At 69.1% G+C, this 21,400-nt stretch carries 18 protein-coding genes; 9 read left to right on the forward strand and 9 right to left on the reverse strand.

Annotated features, from left to right (window positions below; translation table 11 throughout):
• Positions 1–659 precede the first annotated feature (659 nt).
• Positions 660–3,188, forward strand: a complete 2,529-nt coding sequence (locus ACIBK4_RS35275) for a RelA/SpoT family protein (protein WP_399001428.1) — start codon at positions 660–662, stop codon at positions 3,186–3,188.
• A 76-nt stretch (positions 3,189–3,264) separates the two neighbouring features.
• On the opposite strand, the gene ACIBK4_RS35280 is transcribed toward ACIBK4_RS35275, so the two are convergent.
• The 4 genes from ACIBK4_RS35280 to ACIBK4_RS35295 form a co-directional block, all read right to left on the reverse strand.
• Positions 3,265–3,468 carry a hypothetical protein gene (locus tag ACIBK4_RS35280; RefSeq protein WP_399001430.1) on the reverse strand — a complete coding sequence of 68 codons (204 nt, stop codon included), beginning with the start codon at positions 3,466–3,468 and terminating at the stop codon, positions 3,265–3,267.
• A 35-nt stretch (positions 3,469–3,503) separates the two neighbouring features.
• The gene (locus tag ACIBK4_RS35285; RefSeq protein ID WP_399001432.1) at positions 3,504–3,989 is read right to left on the reverse strand and encodes a hypothetical protein; all 486 of its coding nucleotides are present in this window, start codon (positions 3,987–3,989) and stop codon (positions 3,504–3,506) included.
• Between the two features lie 225 nt (positions 3,990–4,214).
• A complete protein-coding gene (locus ACIBK4_RS35290; RefSeq protein ID WP_399001434.1) occupies positions 4,215–5,444 on the reverse strand; it encodes a DUF349 domain-containing protein in 1,230 nt (409 codons plus the stop codon).
• A 135-nt stretch (positions 5,445–5,579) separates the two neighbouring features.
• Positions 5,580–6,410: a peptidylprolyl isomerase gene (locus ACIBK4_RS35295; protein WP_399001436.1), complete on the reverse strand. Its 831-nt coding sequence runs from the start codon at positions 6,408–6,410 to the stop codon at positions 5,580–5,582.
• 179 nt (positions 6,411–6,589) lie between these two features.
• Between ACIBK4_RS35295 and ACIBK4_RS35300 the strand changes: the two genes are divergently transcribed.
• Positions 6,590–7,300 (forward strand): MBL fold metallo-hydrolase, encoded by a 711-nt coding sequence (locus ACIBK4_RS35300; protein WP_399001439.1) that lies wholly within the window; start codon positions 6,590–6,592, stop codon positions 7,298–7,300.
• Between the two features lie 10 nt (positions 7,301–7,310).
• Positions 7,311–8,573 carry a histidine--tRNA ligase gene (gene hisS, locus ACIBK4_RS35305; protein ID WP_399001442.1) on the forward strand — a complete coding sequence of 421 codons (1,263 nt, stop codon included), beginning with the start codon at positions 7,311–7,313 and terminating at the stop codon, positions 8,571–8,573.
• 320 nt (positions 8,574–8,893) lie between these two features.
• Here hisS and ACIBK4_RS35310 read toward each other — a convergent pair whose 3' ends face one another.
• Genes ACIBK4_RS35310 through ACIBK4_RS35325 form a run of 4 tightly spaced genes read right to left on the reverse strand, consistent with a single transcriptional unit; the run spans position 8,894 to position 12,439 of the window.
• Positions 8,894–9,517 carry a response regulator gene (locus tag ACIBK4_RS35310; RefSeq protein ID WP_399001444.1) on the reverse strand — a complete coding sequence of 208 codons (624 nt, stop codon included), beginning with the start codon at positions 9,515–9,517 and terminating at the stop codon, positions 8,894–8,896.
• Entirely contained in the window at positions 9,514–10,722 is a 1,209-nt protein-coding gene (locus tag ACIBK4_RS35315; RefSeq protein WP_399001446.1) for a sensor histidine kinase, read from the reverse strand. Before ACIBK4_RS35315 ends, ACIBK4_RS35310 begins: the two co-directional genes overlap by 4 nt.
• A complete protein-coding gene (locus ACIBK4_RS35320) occupies positions 10,719–11,576 on the reverse strand; it encodes an ABC transporter permease (protein WP_399001448.1) in 858 nt (285 codons plus the stop codon). The genes ACIBK4_RS35315 and ACIBK4_RS35320 overlap by 4 nt, the downstream gene beginning before the upstream one ends.
• Positions 11,573–12,439, reverse strand: coding sequence for an ABC transporter ATP-binding protein (locus ACIBK4_RS35325; RefSeq protein WP_399001450.1), 867 nt, complete (start codon positions 12,437–12,439; stop codon positions 11,573–11,575). The genes ACIBK4_RS35320 and ACIBK4_RS35325 overlap by 4 nt, the downstream gene beginning before the upstream one ends.
• Before the next feature lie 142 nt (positions 12,440–12,581).
• On the opposite strand from ACIBK4_RS35325, the gene ACIBK4_RS35330 reads away from it, so the two are divergent.
• The 3 genes from ACIBK4_RS35330 to rpsD all read left to right on the forward strand — a co-directional run bounded on the left by ACIBK4_RS35330 (position 12,582) and on the right by rpsD (position 15,559).
• The gene (locus ACIBK4_RS35330) at positions 12,582–13,238 is read left to right on the forward strand and encodes a vitamin K epoxide reductase family protein (protein WP_399001452.1); all 657 of its coding nucleotides are present in this window, start codon (positions 12,582–12,584) and stop codon (positions 13,236–13,238) included.
• Positions 13,239–13,285: 47 nt separating this feature from the next.
• Positions 13,286–14,641: a replication-associated recombination protein A gene (locus ACIBK4_RS35335; protein ID WP_399001454.1), complete on the forward strand. Its 1,356-nt coding sequence runs from the start codon at positions 13,286–13,288 to the stop codon at positions 14,639–14,641.
• 303 nt (positions 14,642–14,944) lie between these two features.
• Positions 14,945–15,559, forward strand: coding sequence for a 30S ribosomal protein S4 (gene rpsD / locus ACIBK4_RS35340; RefSeq protein ID WP_019066381.1), 615 nt, complete (start codon positions 14,945–14,947; stop codon positions 15,557–15,559).
• Positions 15,560–15,587: 28 nt separating this feature from the next.
• Here the strand turns inward: rpsD and ACIBK4_RS35345 are convergent, their stop codons facing one another.
• Entirely contained in the window at positions 15,588–17,756 is a 2,169-nt protein-coding gene (locus ACIBK4_RS35345; protein WP_399001457.1) for an ATP-binding protein, read from the reverse strand.
• 148 nt (positions 17,757–17,904) lie between these two features.
• On the opposite strand from ACIBK4_RS35345, the gene ACIBK4_RS35350 reads away from it, so the two are divergent.
• From ACIBK4_RS35350 to alaS, 3 genes are read left to right on the forward strand one after another with little or no spacing between them, the layout of a single operon-like run.
• Entirely contained in the window at positions 17,905–18,360 is a 456-nt protein-coding gene (locus tag ACIBK4_RS35350) for a DUF948 domain-containing protein (RefSeq protein WP_366434290.1), read from the forward strand.
• A 7-nt stretch (positions 18,361–18,367) separates the two neighbouring features.
• Entirely contained in the window at positions 18,368–18,727 is a 360-nt protein-coding gene (locus ACIBK4_RS35355) for a hypothetical protein (protein ID WP_399001460.1), read from the forward strand.
• Entirely contained in the window at positions 18,727–21,399 is a 2,673-nt protein-coding gene (alaS, locus tag ACIBK4_RS35360; RefSeq protein ID WP_390165269.1) for an alanine--tRNA ligase, read from the forward strand. The genes ACIBK4_RS35355 and alaS overlap by 1 nt, the downstream gene beginning before the upstream one ends.
• The last annotated feature ends 1 nt before the right edge of the window (position 21,400 follow it).

The following is a 21,400-nucleotide window of genomic DNA, read 5'->3' on the forward strand; positions in this document are numbered from 1 at the left end:
GATGGCAGGGCGGTCAGCCGGGTACCCCCGGCTCCTGTCCGATCGGCTGCGATGGGCACAGTGCTTGGTTAGGTGTATCCGGTCGGGCGTCATCCGCCGCCGGGACGAGCCGTGATGGTGCGGGTGTGGTCGGGCGGGCCTCTCCGGCTTCTCCTCGGTCGTCTGCCCGGAGGTGCTGTGGTGGGTGCGGCGCGCTTGGCCAGGTGTCTCGGTCTGTCGCTGTCGGCCGGGGCGAGCTGTGATGGCGGGGTGGTCGGCCGGGTAGCTTCGGCTCCTCCTCGGTCGTCTGCCCGGACGAGCCACGGTGGCGCGGTGGTAAGGCGGACACCTCCGGTCCTTCCTCGATCGCCTGCCGGGACGAGCCGCGGTGGTGCCGTGCTCGGCCAGGTGCTTCCGGTCCGTCGTCCTCTGCCCTGACGAGCCGTGATCGCGCCGCGCTTGGCCAGGTACCTCCGGCCCCCGTCGCCCGGCCCGGAATACCCCCGCCGGACGTCTCCAAGGCGCCCCCACGTCATCTCCGGAATGCCGGTGGCAGCCCCTCGTGTTTCATCCGTAGACGGGCCTCACATCGGCCTGAAGGCGAGCCCGGAGCCCGGGATCGCTACCATGGGCACTCCGGAGCCTGACCGGGGGACCCGGATCGCGCACGAGGAGTCCTCTTGGCAGACGAGGCCCAGCCCCTGACCGCCGCCAAGCCCGAGCCCACCCCGGGCCCCGCGGCGGAGCCCGCCACGAGCGCGAGCACCGCACCGAGCGAACCGCTCCCGGCGGCGGAGCACGACCGGTCGGCGCCCGCCGACAAGGCGGCCGAGTCCGCGCGCCCCAAGCCGGCCCCGGCGGCCGCTCCCGCGCCCCGTCCGACGGCCGGCCAGCCCGCACGTACCGGCGGCGGCTCCTCCAACCGCGTCCGCGCCCGCCTCGCCCGTCTCGGCGTCCAGCGCTCCAACCCGTACAACCCGGTCCTGGAGCCCCTGCTGCGGATAGTGCGCAGCAACGACCCGAAGATCGAGACGGCCACCCTCCGCCAGGTCGAGAGCGCCTACCAGGTCGCCGAGCGCTGGCACCGCGGCCAGAAGCGCAAGAGCGGCGACCCGTACATCACGCACCCGCTCGCCGTGACGACGATCCTGGCCGAGCTCGGCATGGACCCGGCGACCCTCATGGCCGGCCTGCTGCACGACACCGTCGAGGACACCGAGTACGGCCTCGACCAGCTCCGCCGCGACTTCGGTGACTCCGTGGCCCTCCTCGTCGACGGCGTCACCAAGCTCGACAAGGTCAAGTTCGGCGAGGCCGCGCAGGCCGAGACCGTGCGCAAGATGGTCGTCGCCATGGCCAAGGACCCTCGGGTTCTCGTCATCAAGCTCGCCGACCGGCTGCACAACATGCGCACCATGCGCTACCTCAAGCGCGAGAAGCAGGAGAAGAAGGCGCGCGAGACCCTGGAGATCTACGCGCCGCTCGCCCATCGCCTGGGCATGAACACCATCAAATGGGAACTGGAGGACCTCGCCTTCGCGATCCTCTACCCCAAGATGTACGACGAGATCGTCCGGCTGGTGGCCGAGCGGGCACCGAAGCGTGACGAATACCTGGCCATAGTGACCGACGAGGTCCAGACCGACCTGCGCGCCGCCCGCATCAAGGCGACCGTCACCGGCCGCCCGAAGCACTACTACAGCGTCTACCAGAAGATGATCGTCCGCGGCCGCGACTTCGCCGAGATCTACGACCTGGTGGGCATCCGCGTCCTCGTGGACACCGTCCGCGACTGCTACGCGGCCCTCGGCACGGTGCACGCGCGATGGAACCCGGTCCCCGGCCGGTTCAAGGACTACATCGCGATGCCCAAGTTCAACATGTACCAGTCGCTGCACACGACGGTGATCGGCCCCAACGGCAAGCCAGTTGAGCTCCAGATCCGTACCTTCGACATGCACCGCCGCGCCGAGTACGGCATCGCCGCGCACTGGAAGTACAAGCAGGAGGCCGTCGCCGGCACCTCCAAGGTGCGCTCGGACGCGCCCCGGACCACCGGCAAGGACGACCACCTCAACGACATGGCGTGGCTGCGCCAGTTGCTCGACTGGCAGAAGGAGACCGAGGACCCGGGCGAGTTCCTGGAGTCCCTGCGCTTCGACCTGTCCCGCAACGAGGTCTTCGTCTTCACGCCCAAGGGCGACGTGATAGCGCTGCCGGCGGGCGCCACCCCGGTGGACTTCTCCTACGCGGTGCACACCGAGGTCGGCCACCGGACCATAGGAGCACGGGTCAACGGACGGCTCGTACCGCTCGAATCCACCCTGGACAACGGCGACTTGGTGGAGGTCTTCACCTCCAAGGCACCCGGCGCGGGCCCCTCCCGAGACTGGCTCGGCTTCGTGAAGTCGCCGCGCGCCCGCAACAAGATCAGAGCCTGGTTCTCCAAGGAGCGCCGCGACGAGGCGATCGAGCAGGGCAAGGACGCCATCGCCCGCGCGATGCGCAAACAGAACCTGCCGATCCAGCGCATCCTCACCGGCGACTCCCTCGTCACGCTCGCGCACGAGATGCGCTACCCCGACATCTCCTCGCTGTACGCGGCGATCGGCGAGGGCCATGTCGCCGCGCAGAACGTCGTACAGAAGCTGGTGCAGGCGCTCGGCGGCGAGGAGGCGGCCACCGAGGAGATCGACGAGAGCGTGCCGCCGGCGCACGGCCGAGGGCGCAAGCGCCGGTCGAACGCCGACCCCGGTGTCGTCGTCAAGGGCGTCGAGGACGTGTGGGTCAAGCTGGCCCGCTGTTGTACGCCCGTCCCCGGTGACCCCATCATCGGTTTCGTCACCCGGGGTAGCGGCGTATCGGTTCACCGCAGTGACTGCGTCAACGTGGAGTCACTGTCCCGCGAACCCGAGCGCATCCTGGAGGTCGAGTGGGCGCCCACCCAGTCCTCGGTCTTCCTGGTCGCCATCCAGGTGGAGGCCCTGGACCGCTCCCGGCTCCTCTCGGACGTCACCCGCGTCCTGTCCGACCAGCACGTCAACATCCTCTCCGCGGCCGTCCAGACCTCCCGCGACCGCGTGGCCACCTCCCGCTTCACCTTCGAGATGGGCGACCCCAAGCACCTGGGACACGTCCTGAAGGCCGTCAGGGGAGTGGAGGGCGTCTACGACGTGTACCGGGTGACGTCGGCCCGGCAGCAGCGCTAGAGGCCGTTCCGCGACGTCGTACGAGTGAGGCCGGGCAGCGCGCGCTGCCCGGCCTCACTCGTACCGATTCATGGGTTCACGACCGCAGTCGTTTCACGTACCTCACCGAGAGGACGGCTCCGGCCACCAGCAGCAGGAAGCCGATACCGGAAATCCATGCTGATTTATTCGGCTCGTCGGACAGATAGCCAAGGCCGACGACCACGAGAACGAGGCCCAGCAGCACACCGGAAAAACCTGCCCACAACCTTTTCATCATGTCCTCCCGGATATCACTCACGGATATCACTCACGGGTATTGCCCACTGCCATTGTTCACGGGGTCGAATAGATGGGCCAGACCCGCGTGTTGGACGTCGTGGCGTGCGCCGGGGACTGCGGTCCGTACATGTTGACGACGTCATTGAAGGTCACCGTGCCCGAGGGGCCGCACACGGGAAGTTTCTTGGCGATGCAGGCCTGGAGCACCACCTTGCCCGTGACCTGGTAGCGGCCGTCGGAGCCCTCCTTCACGTATGGCTGCGTGAAGTCCATCTTGATGCCCAGCGCCTGTCCCTGGACGTTGTTGTGGCCGGACAGTGTCGCCTTGACGTCGACGAGCTTGTTCTTGCTGTCGCGGGTCGTGGTCACCACGAAGTCGATCTCGCCGGTGCGCGTATGGCCCGCGCCGCCGCCGGGATAGAACTTGTAGACATTGCTGGACACGTGATTGGCCGCATAGGCGCTCGGTGCGACCACCGCCCCGCCGACTGCGGTCGCGGCGGTCAGTGTCAGCGCGATTCCCGCTGTACGGATTCGCATTTTTCCCCTGTTTTAAAGTTCTTTTGCTATTGTTGAACAGGCCTTGGTCCTGGCCTGCGTGATCAAGTCAATCACGGAATATGGCCGAAAAACCAACCACCGAATAGGGGCGAATTTCACGGGCGCCGCGGGGAACCCGATCGCCCGTAAACCCGTCGCCGGGCAACCGAAAGGCCCCCGTACACGAGGTACGGGGGCCCTGGTCGAAGCCGGGAGTGCGGAGCGTCAGCCGCCGAACTCCTGCAAGCCCTTCAGCGCCTGGTCCAACAGGGCCTGGCGGCCCTCCAGTTCGCGCTCCAGCTTGTCGGCCCTGGACGTGTTGTTCTGGGCCCTGGCCTGCTCGATCTGGCCCTTCAGCTTGTCCACGGCGGCCTGGAGCTGACCGGTCAGACCCTCGGCACGCGCGCGTGCCTCCGGGTTCGTCCGGCGCCACTCGGTCTCCTCGGACTCCTGGAGGGCCCGCTCGACCGTGTGCATCCGGCCCTCGACCTTCGGGCGGGAGTCACGCGGCACATGACCGATGGCCTCCCAGCGCTCGTTGATCGAGCGGAAGGCCGCGCGGGCCGCCTTCAGGTCGGTCACCGGCAGGAGCTTCTCGGCCTCCTCGGCCAGCTCCTCCTTGAGCTTCAGGTTCTCCGTCTGCTCGGCGTCCCGCTCGGCGAAGACCGAGCTGCGCGCGGCGAAGAAGACGTCCTGGGCGCCGCGGAAGCGGTTCCACAGATCGTCCTCGTGCTCACGCTGGGCGCGGCCCGCCGCCTTCCAGTCGGCCATCAGCTCGCGGTAGCGCGCGGCTGTCGGACCCCAGTCCTGCGAGGCCGACAGACCCTCGGCCTCGGCGACCAGCTTCTCCTTGGTCTTGCGGGCGTCCTCGCGCTGCGCGTCCAGCGACGCGAAGTGCGCCTTGCGGCGCTTGGAGAAGGCCGACCGGGCGTGCGAGAAGCGGTGCCACAGCTCGTCGTCCGACTTGCGGTCCAGGCGCGGCAGCCCCTTCCAGGTGTCCACCAGCGCGCGCAGCCGCTCACCGGCCGCCCGCCACTGGTCGGACTGCGCCAGCTCCTCCGCCTCGACTACCAGCGCCTCCTTGGAGTGCCGGGCCTCGTCGGACTGCTTGGCGCGCTGCTGCTTGCGCTCCTCGCGGCGCGCCTCGACGGTCTCCACCAGCTTGTCCAGCCGGACGCCCAGCGCCGCCAGGTCGCCCACCGCGTGGTGGGCGTCGACCTGCTCACGGAGATGGTCGACGGCGGCCTGCGCGTCCTTCGCCGACAGGTCGGTGGTCTTCACTCGCTTTTCGAGGAGGCCGATCTCGACAACCAGGCCCTCATACTTGCGCTCGAAGTAGGCCAGCGCCTCCTCGGGGGAGCCGGCCTGCCAGGAACCGACGACCTGCTCGCCGTCGGCCGTACGCACGTACACGGTCCCCGTCTCGTCGACGCGGCCCCACGGGTCGCTGCTCACAGCGCCTCCTCCACATGATGCCTGCACAGGGCCTCTGTGCCCCCGGGCATCGTCCACAGTTTCGTCACGGCCAACATAGGCGACCGGCGGGCGGCCTGTCCGCATCCAGCGCGACCGAAATTTCGCTGTTGACGGTCAGGATTTCGTGACGGTCGCCTTGTTGATCACGACCGTCGCGTTCGGAGCGGTGTTGCCCGTCGTGGGGTCGGCGGCCTGCGCCCCAGCAGCGGCGATCTTGTTCAGGACCTTCATGCCCGCGGCGTCGATCGTGCCGAACGGCGTGTAGCTCGCCGGGAGCGTGCTGGCCTTGTAGACGAGGAAGAACTGGCTGCCGCCGGTGTGCTTCTGACCGGTGTTCGCCATCGCCACCGTGCCCGCCGGGTAGATCCCGCCCTTGAGGCTGGTGTCCTTCAGGTTCTCGTCCGGGATCGTGTACCCGGGACCGCCGCTGCCCGAGCCCGTCGGGTCGCCGCACTGCAGCACGTAGATGCCGCTGGTGACGAGCCGGTGGCACTTCGTGTGGTCGAAGAAGCCCTTGCTCGCGAGGAAGTTGAACGAGTTCACGGTGTGCGGCGCGGCCGACGTCTTCAGCGCGATGCCGATGTCACCGCAGGTCGTCGCGAGCTTCATCGTGTACTTCGCCGACTTGTCGATCGTGACCGCCGGCTCCTTCTTCCACGTCAGCGTCTTGACCTTGCCCGCCGCCGGCTTCGCGCACGGGTCGGGCGCCTTGCTCGTCGCCGAGGCGCTGGGCGTCACGTCCGCGCTCGCGTTCGACTTGTCGTCGTCGTTCTTCAGGACGCCGGTCGTGTACAGCGCGACACTGCCGATCACGATCACGCCGAGCACCGACGCGATCACCGAGTTGCGCATGCGCGCCTTGCGTCGAGCGGACGTACGCCGCTGCTGCTGCCGCAAGAACTTCTCCCGCGCGAGCTGCCGCTTCCGCTGTTCCTGGGTGACCACCGGATTCTCTCCTCATGCGTCTCGTACGTCGACTGGGACGCGTGCGTCTTGTGAGCCGACCGCCTGCGTGTGCCCCGTACCGTATATGGGTTCGCTGAGGATTCGGCAGCGCCGGTAGGCTCTGACCACTGAGGCAGGGATCCTTATCCCCTCCCGTATCGACACAACGAAGGACGATCGTGCTCATTGCCGGGTTCCCCGCCGGGGCCTGGGGGACGAACTGTTATCTCGTCGCCCCCGCCGCCGGTGAGGAGTGCGTGATCATCGACCCGGGCCATCAGGCCGCCCAGGGAGTCGAGGAAGCGCTCAGGAAGCATCGGCTCAAGCCCGTCGCGGTCGTCCTCACCCATGGCCACATCGACCATGTGGCCTCGGTCGTCCCGGTGTGCGGCGCGCACGACGTGCCGGCCTGGATCCACCCCGCGGACCGGTTCATGATGAGCGACCCCGAGAAGGCGCTCGGCCGCTCGATCGGGATGCCGCTGATGGGCGAGCTGACCGTGGGGGAGCCGGACGACGTCAAGGAGCTGACCGACGGAGCGCGGCTGGAGCTGGCGGGACTGGAGTTCTCGGTCGCGCACGCGCCGGGCCATACGAAGGGGTCGGTGACCTTCCGGATGCCCGAGACCACGGAGATCCCCTCCGTGTTCTTCTCCGGGGATCTGCTCTTCGCCGGCTCCATCGGACGCACCGACCTGCCCGGCGGCTCCCACGCCGAGATCCTCGACTCGCTGGCCCGTGTGTGCCTGCCGCTCGACGACTCGACCGTGGTGCTGTCCGGCCACGGCCCCCAGACGACCATCGGCCAGGAGCGCGCCACCAACCCGTATCTGCGGGAAGTGGCCGCCGGCCAGGGAGCCGACGTGAAGGCTCCCCGACGAGGAATGTGACGAGATTTTCGTGAGCACCTTTCAGGCCCCCAAGGGCACGTACGACCTGATTCCGCCGGAGTCGGCCAAGTACCTCGCCGTGCGCGAGGCCATCGCCGCTCCGCTGCGCAACTCCGGCTACGGCTACATCGAGACGCCCGGCTTCGAGAACGTCGAGCTCTTCGCGCGCGGTGTCGGTGAGTCCACCGACATCGTGACCAAGGAGATGTACGCCTTCGAGACCAAGGGCGGCGACCAGCTCGCCCTGCGCCCCGAGGGCACGGCTTCCGTACTGCGCGCGGCACTTGAGGCCAACCTGCACAAGCTGGGCAACCTCCCGGTCAAGCTCTGGTACTCCGGCTCGTACTACCGCTACGAGCGCCCCCAGAAGGGCCGTTACCGCCACTTCTCCCAGGTCGGGGCCGAGGCGATCGGTGCCGAAGACCCGGCGCTGGACGCCGAGTTGATCATCCTCGCGGACCAGGCGTACCGCTCCCTGGGGCTGCGGAACTTCCGCATCCTCCTCAACAGCCTGGGCGACAAGGAGTGCCGTCCGGTGTACCGGGAGGCGCTGCAGACCTTCCTCCGGGGCCTGGACCTCGACGAGGAGACGCTCCGCCGCGCGGACATCAACCCGCTCCGTGTCCTCGACGACAAACGCCCCGACGTCCAGAAGCAGTTGACGGACGCGCCGTTGCTCCGTGACTACCTGTGCGACGCGTGCAAGGCGTACCACGAGGAGGTCCGTGAGCTCATCACGGCTGCGGGCGTCGCCTTCGAGGACGACCCGAAGCTGGTCCGTGGCCTGGACTACTACACCCGTACGACCTTCGAGTTCGTCCACGACGGTCTGGGGTCCCAGTCCGCGGTGGGCGGTGGCGGTCGTTACGACGGTCTGTCCGAGATGATCGGGGGTCCCGCGCTGCCGTCCGTGGGCTGGGCGTTGGGCGTCGACCGTACGGTCCTCGCCCTGGAGGCGGAGGGCGTCGAACTCGAACTCCCCGCGTCCACCAGCGTGTTCGCGGTCCCGCTGGGTGAGGAGGCTCGCCGGGTTCTCTTCGCCAAGGTGACCGAACTCCGCAAGCTGGGGATCGCGGCCGACTTCTCCTACGGCTCCAAGGGGCTGAAGGGCGCGATGAAGAACGCGAACCGCAGTGGGGCTCGCTACACGATCGTCGCCGGCGAGCGTGACCTTGCCGAGGGTGTCGTCCAGCTCAAGGACATGGAGTCCGGGGAGCAGTCGGCGGTCGGGGTGAACGAGATCGTGGCGGAGCTGGAGTCGAAACTGGGCTGAGGCCTGGTTTCCTCGCCCCCGCCGCCCCTACCCGTCCCATCCCTGGGGGCTGCCGCCCCCAGACCCCCGCTTCGGCCTGAACGGCCTCGTCCTCAAACGCCGGACGGGCTGAGAGATGTGCACCGGCGCCTTGGAAGCTCCGGTCAGCATCTCTCGGCCCGTCCGGCGTTTTACCCCTTCAGCGCTTTCAGCCCCCGTCGCAAACCCAGCTGCTCCAGCCCCTCCGCCTACAATCCAGCCCCTCCGGCGTTTGAGGAGCGGGGGTCCAGGGGGCGGAGCCCCCTGGGATGGGACGGGTAGGGGCGGCGGGGGCGAGATTCTCAGTCCAGCAACCCGAACCGCATCGCACTCGTCACCGCAGCCGTCCGGTCATCCACCCCCAACTTCCCGAAGACCCGCAGCAGATGGGTCTTCACAGTCGACTCCCCGATGTACAACCGCCGCCCGATCTCCGCGTTGGTGCACCCCTCCGCCACCAACCGCAGCACAGAAGTCTCCCGCTCGGACAACCGAGGCCGCTCCGGCTTGGTCCGCAACTGGTCCACCAACCGCGCCGCCACAGAAGGCGCCAACACCGTCTCGCCACGCGCAGCGGCCCGCACGGCGTTTGCCAGTTCCCCCCGAGGCAGATCCTTCAGCAGATAGCCCGCAGCTCCGGCCTCCACGGCCCGAAGGATGTCCCGGTCGGTCTCATACGTCGTGAGGACGATCACCCGGCAAGACAGCCCCGCCGCACTCATCCGCACGATGGAGTCGACACCCCCGCCGCCCGGCATCCGCAGGTCCATCAACACGATGTCCGGCCTCAACTCGGCGGCCAGCGCCTCCGCCTGCGGCCCACTGGAGGCATCGGCGACGACATCGAGATCCGGTTCGGCACTGAGCATGGCGCGCAGACCTTCCCGTACGACGGGATGGTCGTCGGCCAGGATGATCCGGATCATCGAGTACTCCTCAGAGCCGATACCGGCGAGACCGGCAGCCGTACCGTCACCGTCGTCCCCTCACCCACCGCACTCCGCACCACCGCCGTCCCACCCACCTCCGCCGCCCGCGTCCGCAACCCCGCCAACCCGTAACCACCGGACACCGCCCCCGGATCGAACCCGCACCCGTCATCCCTTACGGACACGGTGAGTTGCTCATCGGCGTACACCAGCGCGAGGCTCACCGCCGCCGAACTCCCCGCATGCTTACGGGCGTTGGCGAGCGCCTCCTGGCACGAACGCAGAGCCACGACCTCCGGCCCGGCGGGCAACGCGCGTACCGGGCCGGTGACTTGGAGTGTCGCGTCATGGCGGGCGGCGAGCCGGCGCAGGGCGTCCGAGAGGGACGCGCCCTCCAGGTCGGCCGGTGTGCCGCCGGCGACCAGGGCGCGGGCCTCGGCGAGGTTCTGCCGGGCCGTCTCGTCCATCAGGGCCAAGTGGCGGCGGGCCTGCGGGAGATCGTCGTCCAGTTCCGCCTCCACCGCCTGGACCAGCATCAGCAGACTGGTGAAGCCCTGCGCGAGGGTGTCGTGGATCTCGCGGGCCATCCGCTCCCGTTCGGCCAACGCGCCGTGCGCCGAGGACAGTCGGGAGACCTCGTGGCGGCTGGCGTCCAGCTCGGCTATCAACTCCGCGCGCTCCTGGCTCTGTTCGATGACACGGATGATCCAGGTGCCGAGGGCCATCGAAAAGACCAGGGTGACCACCGCGAAGACCGAGTTGAAGAACACGTCCTGCGCGCCAGGCCACCACAGCAGCGTCCAGCCGATCACGGGCGCGATGTTGATCACCGTCACCGCGATCAGCGCCCAGCGCAGCCGCAGCACCATGAAACAGGGCGGGACGAGGGCGAAGCCCATCAGCCGGGTCTCGCCGACCAGCACCGCCGAGGGCAGGAACAGCGCCATCTGCGCCACCAGGTAGCCGACGGCGCGCCGCTCGTCGGGCGGATCGCCCCGAAGCACGGGGCGCCCGACCCAGACGTAGAGCGGGATCAGCGGGACGAGGAGCGCGGCCGCCGTGACGCGTACCGGCCACCCCGGTTGGCTCGTGCCGAGCACGAACACCAGGGTGGCCAGCCAGATCAGGGCGAAGTACGTGTCCCAGAGCCGGAACGAGCGGTCCCAGGTGTACGAGCCCGACGCCCCGTGCGGAGCCGTCATCCGTCGCGCCGGTTCTTCCACCGGAAGGTCAGCAGGCACAGCAGCAATCCTCCGACGCACCACGCCCCGAGCACCAGTGCGACCTTCCCGAACTCCCAGCTCCCGGCTTGCTCCAGCACCTGCGCCGACGAGGGCAGGAACACCCCGCGCAGCCCCTGGCACATCCACTTCAGCGGGAACAGGGCACCGATGTTGAGCATCCAGTCCGGGATGGTGTCGATGGAGATGTACACCCCGGAGATGAACTGCAGGACCAGGAAGGGGAGTACGACCACGGAGGTCGCGCTCTTGCCGGACTTCGGGACCGAGCTGACCGCGATGCCGAGCAGCGCGCACGCCGTCAGACCGAGCACGAAGATCCACCCGAAGTCCAGCCACTTCACCGCCGACGAGGGCAGGTCCACGTCGTAGAGCGTGGTGCCGACGAGGAGCAGGATCGCCGTCTCCATCAGGCCCGTGACCAGAACCAGCCAGATCTTGCCGAGGAAGTACGCGGCCGGTGGCATCGGGGTGCCGCGCAGCCGGCGCAGCACCTTCTCGTCGCGTTCGATCGCGATCGAGATGCCGAGGGACTGGAAACTCGTCGACATGATGCCGGCGGCCATCATGGCCGGGACGTAGAGCTGGGAGGCGTTGACGCCCGCGCCCCGGACGTCGTCCTTGAAGATCGACGCGAAGAGGAAGAGGAAGACGACCGGGAAGGCGAAGGTGAACACCACCTGGTCGCGCTGCCGGAAGAACTGTTTGAGTTCCAGCGACCCGCGCCGGAGGCCGAGTCCCCAGGCGTTGGGGAGTCGCTCTCCGGAGGTCTTCGTCCGGGTCCGTACGGCGGTCGTGTCCGTGGTCGTGGTCATCGCGCGTCCTCCTGTCCGGTCAGGCGGAGGTAGACGTCCTCCAGGGTGGGGCGGCTCACGAGGAGTCCGGGGATCTCGCCGTCGAAGCGGTGCATGAGCTCGGCTACGACCTTGGTAGGAGTCTCCGTGTGCTCCGCGCGCGGGGTGCCGTCCGGCTCGGTCCACTCGACGGTCGCTCCGGTGCCATGGCGTTCGCGCAGGGCGGCCGGTTCGCCCTCGGCGACCACGCGGCCCTTGGCGACGATGGCGAGGCGGTCGGCGAGGTTTTCCGCCTCCTCCAGGTAGTGGGTGGTGAGGAGGATCGTGGTGCCCTCGTCGGCGAGCTTGCGGATCAGGTCCCAGAACTGGCGCCGGGCCGCCGGGTCGAAGCCGGTCGTCGGCTCATCCAGGAGGAGGAGATCGGGGCCGCCTATCACGCCGAGGGCCACGTCGAGACGCCTGCGCTGGCCGCCCGACAGCGCCTTGATGCGGCTGTCCACCTTGGCCTCCAGACCCACCAGACCGATGACCTCCTCCGGGTCGCGCGGCCGGGGGTAGTAGCGCGCGAAATGCCGTACCGTTTCGCCGACCGTCAACTCCGCGGGTGCCGATTCGTCCTGCCAGACGATCCCGACCCGCGAACGCCACGCGCGTGTGCCCGTCGCCGGGTCCGAGCCGAGCACCGAGACCTCGCCGGCGTCCCGGCCGCGGTTGCCCTGGAGGATCTCGACCGTGGTGCTCTTGCCCGCCCCATTGGGCCCGAGCAGGCCGAACACCTCCCCGGTGAGGATCTCCAGGTCGATTCCGTCGACGGCGGTCACGTCCCCGTACTGCTTGCGCAGCCCCCGCACATCCACTGCGAGGTCGTTCGCCTGTGTTGTCATGCCACGAGCATCGTCCGGAATCGAGCGCTCAGGGACGACCGTGCGTCCTTCCTTATGTCCATCGAACGGTGGACACGCGTGTGCGTGCGGCACAATGGCCCTGCCCGAAGAAGGTCCAACTCTCAAGTGACGGATCGGCGTGATGAGCAAGACGACAGTGAAGGACGTCTCCACCGACTCCGAACCGGAGCACACGGCCGACGAGCCGCGCACGGTGGGCAGCAGCCGGGCCTTCGCCGTGCTGCTGATGATCACCGGTGCGGCCGGACTGCTTGCCGCGTGGGTCATCACGATCGACAAGTTCAAGATCCTTGAGGGCAAGCTCGCCGGGAAGACGTTCACCCCGAGCTGCAGCATCAACCCGATCGTGTCCTGCGGCAGCGTCATGGAGAGCAAGCAGGCCGCCGCCTTCGGCTTCCCGAACCCGATGCTCGGCCTGGTCGCCTACGGCATCGTCATCTGCGTCGGCGTCAGCCTGCTGACCCGGGTGCAGTTCCCGCGCTGGTACTGGCTGACCTTCAACTTCGGCACGCTCTTCGGGGTGGCCTTCTGCACCTGGCTGCAGTTCCAGTCGCTGTACCGGATCAACGCGCTGTGTCTGTGGTGCTCGCTGGCCTGGGTCGCCACGATCACCATGTTCTGGTACGTCACGTCGTTCAACATCCGCAACGACTTCCTGAAGGCCCCGCGCCCGGTCAAGAACTTCCTGGGCGAGTTCACCTGGGTCCTCCCGGTCACCCACGTCGGCATCATCGCCATGCTGATCCTGACCCGCTGGGGCACCCAGCTCTGGGCGTAGAACCCGGCCCGACCGGATTGTCAGTGGCGTGACATAGGGTTTTGGACGTGGAGCCCGACCTATTCACCGCCGCCGCGGAAGAACGCCAGGAGAAGGACCCGTCCAGCAGTCCCCTGGCGGTGCGGATGCGCCCGCGCACCCTCGACGAGGTCGTGGGCCAGCAGCATCTGCTGAAGCCGGGCTCGCCCCTGCGCCGACTCGTCGGTGAAGGGGCGGGTGGCCCGGCCGGCCCCTCCTCGGTGATCCTCTGGGGACCGCCCGGCACCGGCAAGACGACCCTCGCGTACGTCGTCTCCAAGGCGACCAACAAGCGGTTCGTGGAGCTGTCCGCGATCACCGCCGGGGTCAAGGAGGTCCGCGCGGTCATCGACGGCGCCCGGCGCGCCACCGGTGGCTTCGGCAAGGAGACCGTCCTCTTCCTCGACGAGATCCACCGCTTCAGCAAGGCCCAGCAGGACTCCCTGCTCCCGGCCGTCGAGAACCGCTGGATCACCCTCATCGCGGCGACCACGGAGAACCCGTACTTCTCGGTGATCTCCCCGCTGCTGTCCCGCTCCCTGCTCCTCACCCTCGAACCCCTCACGGACGACGACCTGCGCGCCCTGCTGCGCCGGGCACTGTCCGACGAGCGCGGGCTCAAGGACGCGGTCACCCTCCCCGAGGACAGCGAGAACCACCTGCTGCGGATCGCCGGCGGCGACGCCCGCCGCGCGCTCACCGCCCTGGAGGCCGCCGCCGGGGCCGCCCTGGACAAGGGCGAGCCGGACATCACCCTCCAGACCCTGGAGGAGACGGTCGACCGCGCGGCGGTGAAGTACGACCGCGACGGCGACCAGCACTACGACGTGGCCAGTGCCCTCATCAAGTCCATCCGGGGTTCGGACGTCGACGCGGCCCTGCACTACCTCGCCCGCATGATCGAGGCCGGCGAGGACCCCCGCTTCATCGCCCGCCGCCTGATGATCTCCGCGAGCGAGGACATCGGCCTGGCCGATCCGAACGCTCTGCCCATCGCGGTCGCCGCCGCCCAGGCCGTAGCGATGATCGGCTTCCCGGAGGCCGCGCTCACCCTCAGCCACGCCACCATCGCGCTCGCCCTGGCGCCCAAGTCGAACGCGGCGACCAACGCGATCGGCGCCGCCATGGAGGACGTACGCAAGGGGCACGCGGGCCCGGTGCCCATGCATCTGCGGGACGGGCACTACAAGGGCGCGGCCAAGCTCGGGCACGCGCAGGGGTACGTCTACCCGCACGACCTGCCCGAGGGGATCGCCGAGCAGCAGTACGCCCCGGAGGAGCTGAAGGACCGCGAGTACTACGAGCCGACCCGGCACGGAGCCGAGGCGCGGTACGCGGACGCCGTGGAGTGGACCAGAAAACACCTTGGTCGTAAGCGGTCCTGAGCACCCTGTAGAATCCCCCGAAGTGCTGTGTCCCGTGCTGTCAGAACGGGACGGTCAGCCGGAGCCACGGTTTTCGGACCGGCTCCAGGAGCGTCGCGCACCGTTCGAATGGTGTCGCGGGCAGCCCACCACCATCCGCCGCGAGGCGGGACCGGTCGGTGGGCCACTCGCGTGCTGCACGTAGTGCCCAGATCAGGGGAGCGGCTGCCCACCAGGTCCCGCAAGGGATTCGGCGGGTCTCCCCGGCTGCGGATGCGACCTCTCTCACCACCCTGACAAGCCGATAACCAGGAAAGAGACATCGTGGCGAATCAGTCCCGCCCCAAGGTCAAGAAGTCGCGTGCCCTCGGCATCGCGCTGACCCCGAAGGCCGTCAAGTACTTCGAGGCCCGTCCCTACCCGCCGGGTGAGCACGGTCGTGGCCGCAAGCAGAACTCGGACTACAAGGTCCGTCTGCTGGAGAAGCAGCGTCTGCGCGCGCAGTACGACGTGTCCGAGCGCCAGCTCGTCCGCGCCTACGAGCGTGCCTCCAAGGTCCAGGGCAAGACCGGTGAGGCCCTGATCATCGAGCTGGAGCGTCGTCTCGACGCGCTGGTCCTGCGTTCGGGCATCGCCCGCACGATCTACCAGGCCCGCCAGATGGTCGTTCACGGCCACATCGAGGTCAACGGCCAGAAGGTCGACAAGCCGTCCTTCCGCGTCAAGCCGGACGACGTCGTCATGGTCCGCGAGCGCAGCCGCAGCAAGACCCTGTTCGAGGTCTCCCGCGCCGGTGGCTTCGCCCCCGACGGCGAGACCCCGCGCTACCTCCAGGTGAACCTCGGCGCCCTGGCGTTCCGCCTGGACCGCGAGCCGAACCGCAAGGAGATCCCGGTGATCTGCGACGAGCAGCTCGTCGTCGAGTACTACGCCCGCTGATCACCTCACGGTCGTAGCACCACCCGCGTCAGCCCGTCGGCTCCCCGCCCTTCCAGGTGGGGGAGGCGGCGGGCTTTCGCATGTCCACGATCGCCGGCGCCCGCCGCAGCGGTCCGCGCGGCACGGGCAGCGCGTCGAGCGACCGCTCCTGCCCCAACGCCCGCGCCACGGCCGCCTCCCGGCCGAGCAGCGCCCCTTCCCGTACGCACTCCTCGTACCGCTCGTCGCCGAGGCGCTCGCGGGCCATCGCCTCGCACAGCTCGTGCGGCGCGTTGTAGTACGCCGAGCCGAACAGCGGCAGCCCCACCGAGGGCCACATCCCGGACGCCGCGCCCTGCAACAGCGCGGCCTCGGCGGCATCGCCCTCCGCCGCCGTGACGAGGGCCAGCAGCTCGACCGCGAGCACCGAACCCAGCAGGTCGCGGAACCCGTGCGCGCTGCCCAGGCAGTCCGCCAACAGGTCCCGGGCGAGCGGGAGTTCGCCGTCGCTCCAGGCGACGTAGGCCAGGACGTACAGCGCGTACGCCCGGGTCCAGCGCTCGCCGTGGTCCTCGCACACGCGCCGGACGTCCTCGCACAGCTTCACCGCGTCCGCCAGGTCGCCCTGGAACGCCCGGGTCATCGCCAGTTCGACCTGACCCATCAGGACGTTGCTGTTGAGCTCGCCGATCTGCTGGTAGCGGTCGAGCGCCGAGCGCAGCAGGGTCTCCGCGCGGGCCATGTCGTCGGTGACCAACGCCAGGCAGCCGGTGCGGTGTTCGGCGTAGGCGACCGCCGTGGGGTTCGCGGCCTCGTCCGCCTCCTCGCGGCACTCCTGGAGGGCAGCCAGCGCGGGCACGGTGTCGCCCTGGAGGATCGCCACATAGCCGAGCACCCAGAGGGCCTTCAGCCGTGACTGGTCGTTGGCGGTGTCCTCCGCGTCCAACTGCACGGCCTGCTCCAGCCAGTGCCGGCCCTCCGCGAGGCGCCCGCAGCCCGCCCAGTAGAACCACAGGGAGCCCGCGAGGTACTGGCCCAGATGCGTCTCGTCCGGCTCGGTCAGGCAGTACTCCAACGCGCCGCGCAGATTCGGCAGTTCCGCCTCGACCCGCGCGGCGACCTCGCCCTGACGCGGCGAGAACCAGTCCAGTTCGCACCACGTGGCCAGGCCCAGATACCAGTCGCGGTGTCTGCGCCGCAGCCGGGCAGCGTCCCCGGCCGCCTCCAGCCAGTCGGCACCGTAGGCCCGGATCGTGTCGAGCATGCGGTAGCGCACGCCCGTCGGCGTCTCCTCGCGGACGACCACGGACTGCGCGAGGAGTTCGGAGAGGACGTCGAGGACGCGGTCGGAGTGCAGTCCGTCGCCGCCGCACACGTACTCGGCGGCCTCCAGATCGAAGCGCCCGGCGAACACCGAGAGCCGCGCCCACAGCAACCGTTCCTCGGGCGTGCACAGTTCATGGCTCCAGCCGATCGCCGTGCGCAGCGTCTGGTGCCTGGGCAGCGCGTCCCGCCGCCCACCGGCCAGCAGCCGGAACCGGTCGTCGAACCGCGTCAGCAACTCCCCGGGTGACAAGGCCCGCAGCCGCCCTGCCGCCAGCTCCACAGCAAGGGGAATCCCGTCGAGCCGACGGCACAACTCCCGTACGTCCGGACCGTCTTCGAGGGCGACACCCTGCTGCGCGGCCCGGTCGGCGAACAGCTCCACCGCCTCGTCCTCGCCCAACGGCGCCACCGCGACGACCCGTTCACCCGCCAGCTCCAACGGCCGCCGCCCCACGGCGAGCACCCGCAACCCCGGCACCCGCCCGAGCAACTCGGCCACCAGCTCGGCACACACCTCCACCAGATGCTCGAACCCGTCCAGCACCAAAAGGAGTTGACGGTCGGTCAGGTGGGCGAGCAATGCCTCGCGCGGCAGCCGCGCGGTGTGATCCGTCAGCCCCAGCGCCTCCACGACCGCGAAGTCCACGAGTTCGGGATCGCGCACCGGTGCCAGTTCCACCCGCCACACACCGTCCGGGGGAGTGGACCGGGCCGCCGCATGGGCCGAGAGCCGGGACTTGCCGACCCCGCCGGGGCCGGTCACCGTGACCAGACGCGAGGCGTCGAGTGCCCGCGCCAGCTCGGTGAGTTCGGCCGAGCGGCCCACGAACCGGTCGGGTTCGAGGGGCAGATTGCCGTCCGCGGTGGTGCCGCCGCCAGGGGAAGCTCGCATGGAACACGGAGCGTACTGAACCGTATTCAGTCCGTACAATCGCTTCGCGCAACTCCGGTGTGCGCGGGGCGGTAATGCGGTACGGAGCGCCACCCTCGTCGCGATAGGCTCGGCGCACTATTGATTTTCGCGAGCGAGCGGGAAGTAGGTGCGCACAGTGTCCGGTGGAGAGGTGGCCGGGATCCTGGTGGCCGTCTTCTGGGCGATCCTGGTCTCGTTCCTCGCCGTGGCACTGGTACGGCTGGCCCAGACGCTCAAGGCGACCACGAAACTGGTCGCGGACGTGACCGACCAGGCCGTGCCCCTGCTGGCCGACGCCTCCGCGGCGGTGCGCTCCGCGCAGACCCAGATCGACCGGGTCGACGCGATCGCCTCCGACGTCCAGGAAGTCACCTCGAACGCCTCCGCACTGTCCACCACCGTCGCCTCCACCTTCGGCGGCCCCCTCGTCAAGGTCGCGGCCTTCGGCTACGGCGTCCGCCGGGCCCTGGGCGGCCGCCGCGAGAGCGTGCCCGCGCCGTCCGGGGCGTCCCGTCGTACGGTGATCGTGGGCCGTACCGTCCCGGCCGGACGGCGGGGCAAGCGCACCCGGAAGAAGGACTGACCGAGCGATGTTCCGCCGTACGTTCTGGTTCGGCACGGGCGTAGCCGCCGGTGTCTGGGCGACCACCAAGGTCAATCGCAAGCTGAAGCAGCTGACCCCCGAGCACCTGGCCGTCTCCGCGGCCAACAAGGCGCTCGAAGCGGGCCACAAGCTCAAGGACAGCGCGGTGCACTTCGCGCTCGACGTCCGCGCGGGCATGGCCCAGCGCGAGGCCGAACTCGGCGACGCACTGGGGATCAACGCCCCGGTCGACCCCGAACTCCCGGCGCCCCGGCAGCACTTCGCCATCGAGAACCGCAACACCCCCATGTCCGTCGAAAGAAACGACAGGACGACGTACTCGTACAACCGGAATGAGGACCACTGATGGAGTCGGCTGAAATCCGCCGCCGCTGGCTGAGCTTCTACGAGGAGCGCGGCCACACCGTCGTTCCCTCGGCGTCGCTCATCGCGGACGACCCGACTCTGCTCCTGGTCCCCGCCGGCATGGTCCCCTTCAAGCCGTACTTCCTCGGCGAGGTCAAGCCGCCGTGGCCGCGCGCCACCAGCGTGCAGAAGTGCGTGCGCACGCCCGACATCGAAGAGGTCGGCAAGACCACCCGCCACGGCACGTTCTTCCAGATGTGCGGCAACTTCTCCTTCGGCGACTACTTCAAGGAAGGCGCGATCACCTACGCCTGGGAGCTGCTCACCTCGCCCCAGGACAAGGGTGGTTACGGCCTCGACCCCGAGCGCCTGTGGATCACGGTCTACCTCGACGACGACGAGGCCGAGACCATCTGGCGCGAGAAGATCGGCGTCCCGGCCGAGCGCATCCAGCGCCTCGGCAAGAAGGACAACTACTGGTCGATGGGCGTCCCCGGTCCCTGCGGCCCGTGCTCCGAGATCAACTACGACCGCGGCCCCGAGTTCGGCGTCGAGGGCGGCCCGGCCGTCAACGACGAGCGGTACGTGGAGATCTGGAACCTGGTCTTCATGCAGTACGAGCGCGGCGAGGGCATCGGCAAGGAGGACTTCGAGATCCTCGGCGAGCTGCCCAGCAAGAACATCGACACGGGCCTCGGTCTGGAGCGCCTCGCGATGATCCTGCAGGGCGTGCAGAACATGTACGAGATCGACACCTCCATGGCCGTCATCAAGAAGGCCACCGAGCTGACCGGCGTCGAGTACGGCGACTCGCACGAGTCGGACGTCTCCCTGCGCGTGGTCACCGACCACATGCGCACGTCCGTGATGCTCATCGGCGACGGCGTGACCCCTGGCAACGAGGGGCGCGGTTACGTCCTGCGCCGGATCATGCGCCGCGCCATCCGCAACATGCGGCTGCTCGGTGCCACGGGTCTGGTCGTCAAGGACCTCATCGACACCGTCATCGCGATGATGGGCCAGCAGTACCCCGAGCTCGTCACCGACCGCCAGCGCATCGAGACCGTGGCCCTCGCCGAGGAGGCCGCCTTCGTCAAGACGCTGAAGGCCGGCACCAACATCCTCGACACCGCCATCGCCGACACCAAGCAGTCGGGCGGCAAGGTCCTCGCCGGCGACAAGGCGTTCCTGCTCCACGACACCTGGGGCTTCCCGATCGACCTCACCCTCGAAATGGCCGCCGAACAGGGCCTTTCCGTGGACGAGGACGGCTTCCGGCGCCTGATGAAGCAGCAGCGCGACCAGGCCAAGGCCGACGCGCAGGCCAAGAAGACCGGGCACGCCGGCGTCGGTGCCTACCGCGAGATCGCCGACAAGGCCGGCGAGACCGACTTCATCGGCTACTCGGACACCCAGGGCGAGTCCACCATCGTCGGCATCCTCGTCGACGGCGTCTCCTCCCCGGCCGCGACCGAGGGCGACGAGGTCGAGATCGTCCTCGACCGCACCCCCTTCTACGCCGAGGGCGGCGGCCAGATCGGCGACACCGGCCGCATCAAGGTCGAGTCCGGTGCCGTGATCGAGATCCGCGACTGCCAGAAGCCGGTGCCCGGGGTCTACGTCCACAAGGGCGTCGTCCAGTACGGCGAGGTCACCGTCGGCGCCAAGGCCGAGGCCGCGATCGACATCCGCCGCCGTACCGCCATCGCCCGCGCGCACTCCGCCACCCACCTCACTCACCAGGCGCTGCGTGACGCGCTGGGTCCGACGGCCGCGCAGGCCGGTTCCGAGAACCAGCCGGGCCGCTTCCGCTTCGACTTCGGATCGCCGTCAGCGGTTCCCACCGCCGTGATGACCGACGTCGAGCAGAAGATCAACGAGGTGCTCGCCCGCGACCTGGACGTGCACGCCGAGATCCTCAGCCTCGACGAAGCCAAGAAGCAGGGCGCCATCGCCGAGTTCGGCGAGAAGTACGGCGAGCGGGTCCGCGTCGTGACCATCGGCGACTTCTCCAAGGAGCTGTGCGGCGGCACCCACGTCCACAACACCTCGCAGCTCGGCCTGGTCAAGCTGCTCGGCGAGTCGTCGATCGGCTCCGGAGTCCGCCGTATCGAGGCGCTCGTCGGTGTCGACGCCTACAACTTCCTCGCCCGGGAGCACACGGTCGTCGCCCAGCTCCAGGAGCTGATCAAGGGGCGCCCGGAGGAGCTGCCGGAGAAGGTCTCCGCCATGCTCGGCAAGCTGAAGGACGCCGAGAAGGAGATCGAGAAGTTCCGCGCGGAGAAGGTGCTCCAGGCCGCCGCCGGTCTCGTCGAGTCCGCCAAGGACGTGCACGGGATCGCCGTCGTCACCGGTCAGGTCCCGGACGGCACGAGCGCCGACGACCTGCGCAAGCTGGTCCTCGACGTGCGCGGCCGTATCCAGGGCGGACGGGCCGCCGTCGTAGCCCTCTTCACGGTCAACAACGGCAAGCCGCTCACCGTCATCGCCACCAACGAAGCCGCCCGCGAGCGCGGCCTCAAGGCCGGTGACCTGGTGCGCGCGGCGGCCAAGACCCTCGGCGGCGGCGGTGGCGGCAAGCCGGACGTGGCCCAGGGCGGTGGCCAGAACCCGGCCGCCGTCGGCGAGGCCGTGGACGCTGTCGAGCGCCTCGTCGCCGACACGGCCAAGTAAG

It is taken from the genome of Streptomyces sp. NPDC050528 (assembly GCF_044457795.1).
Taxonomy (GTDB): Bacteria; Actinomycetota; Actinomycetes; order Streptomycetales; family Streptomycetaceae; genus Streptomyces.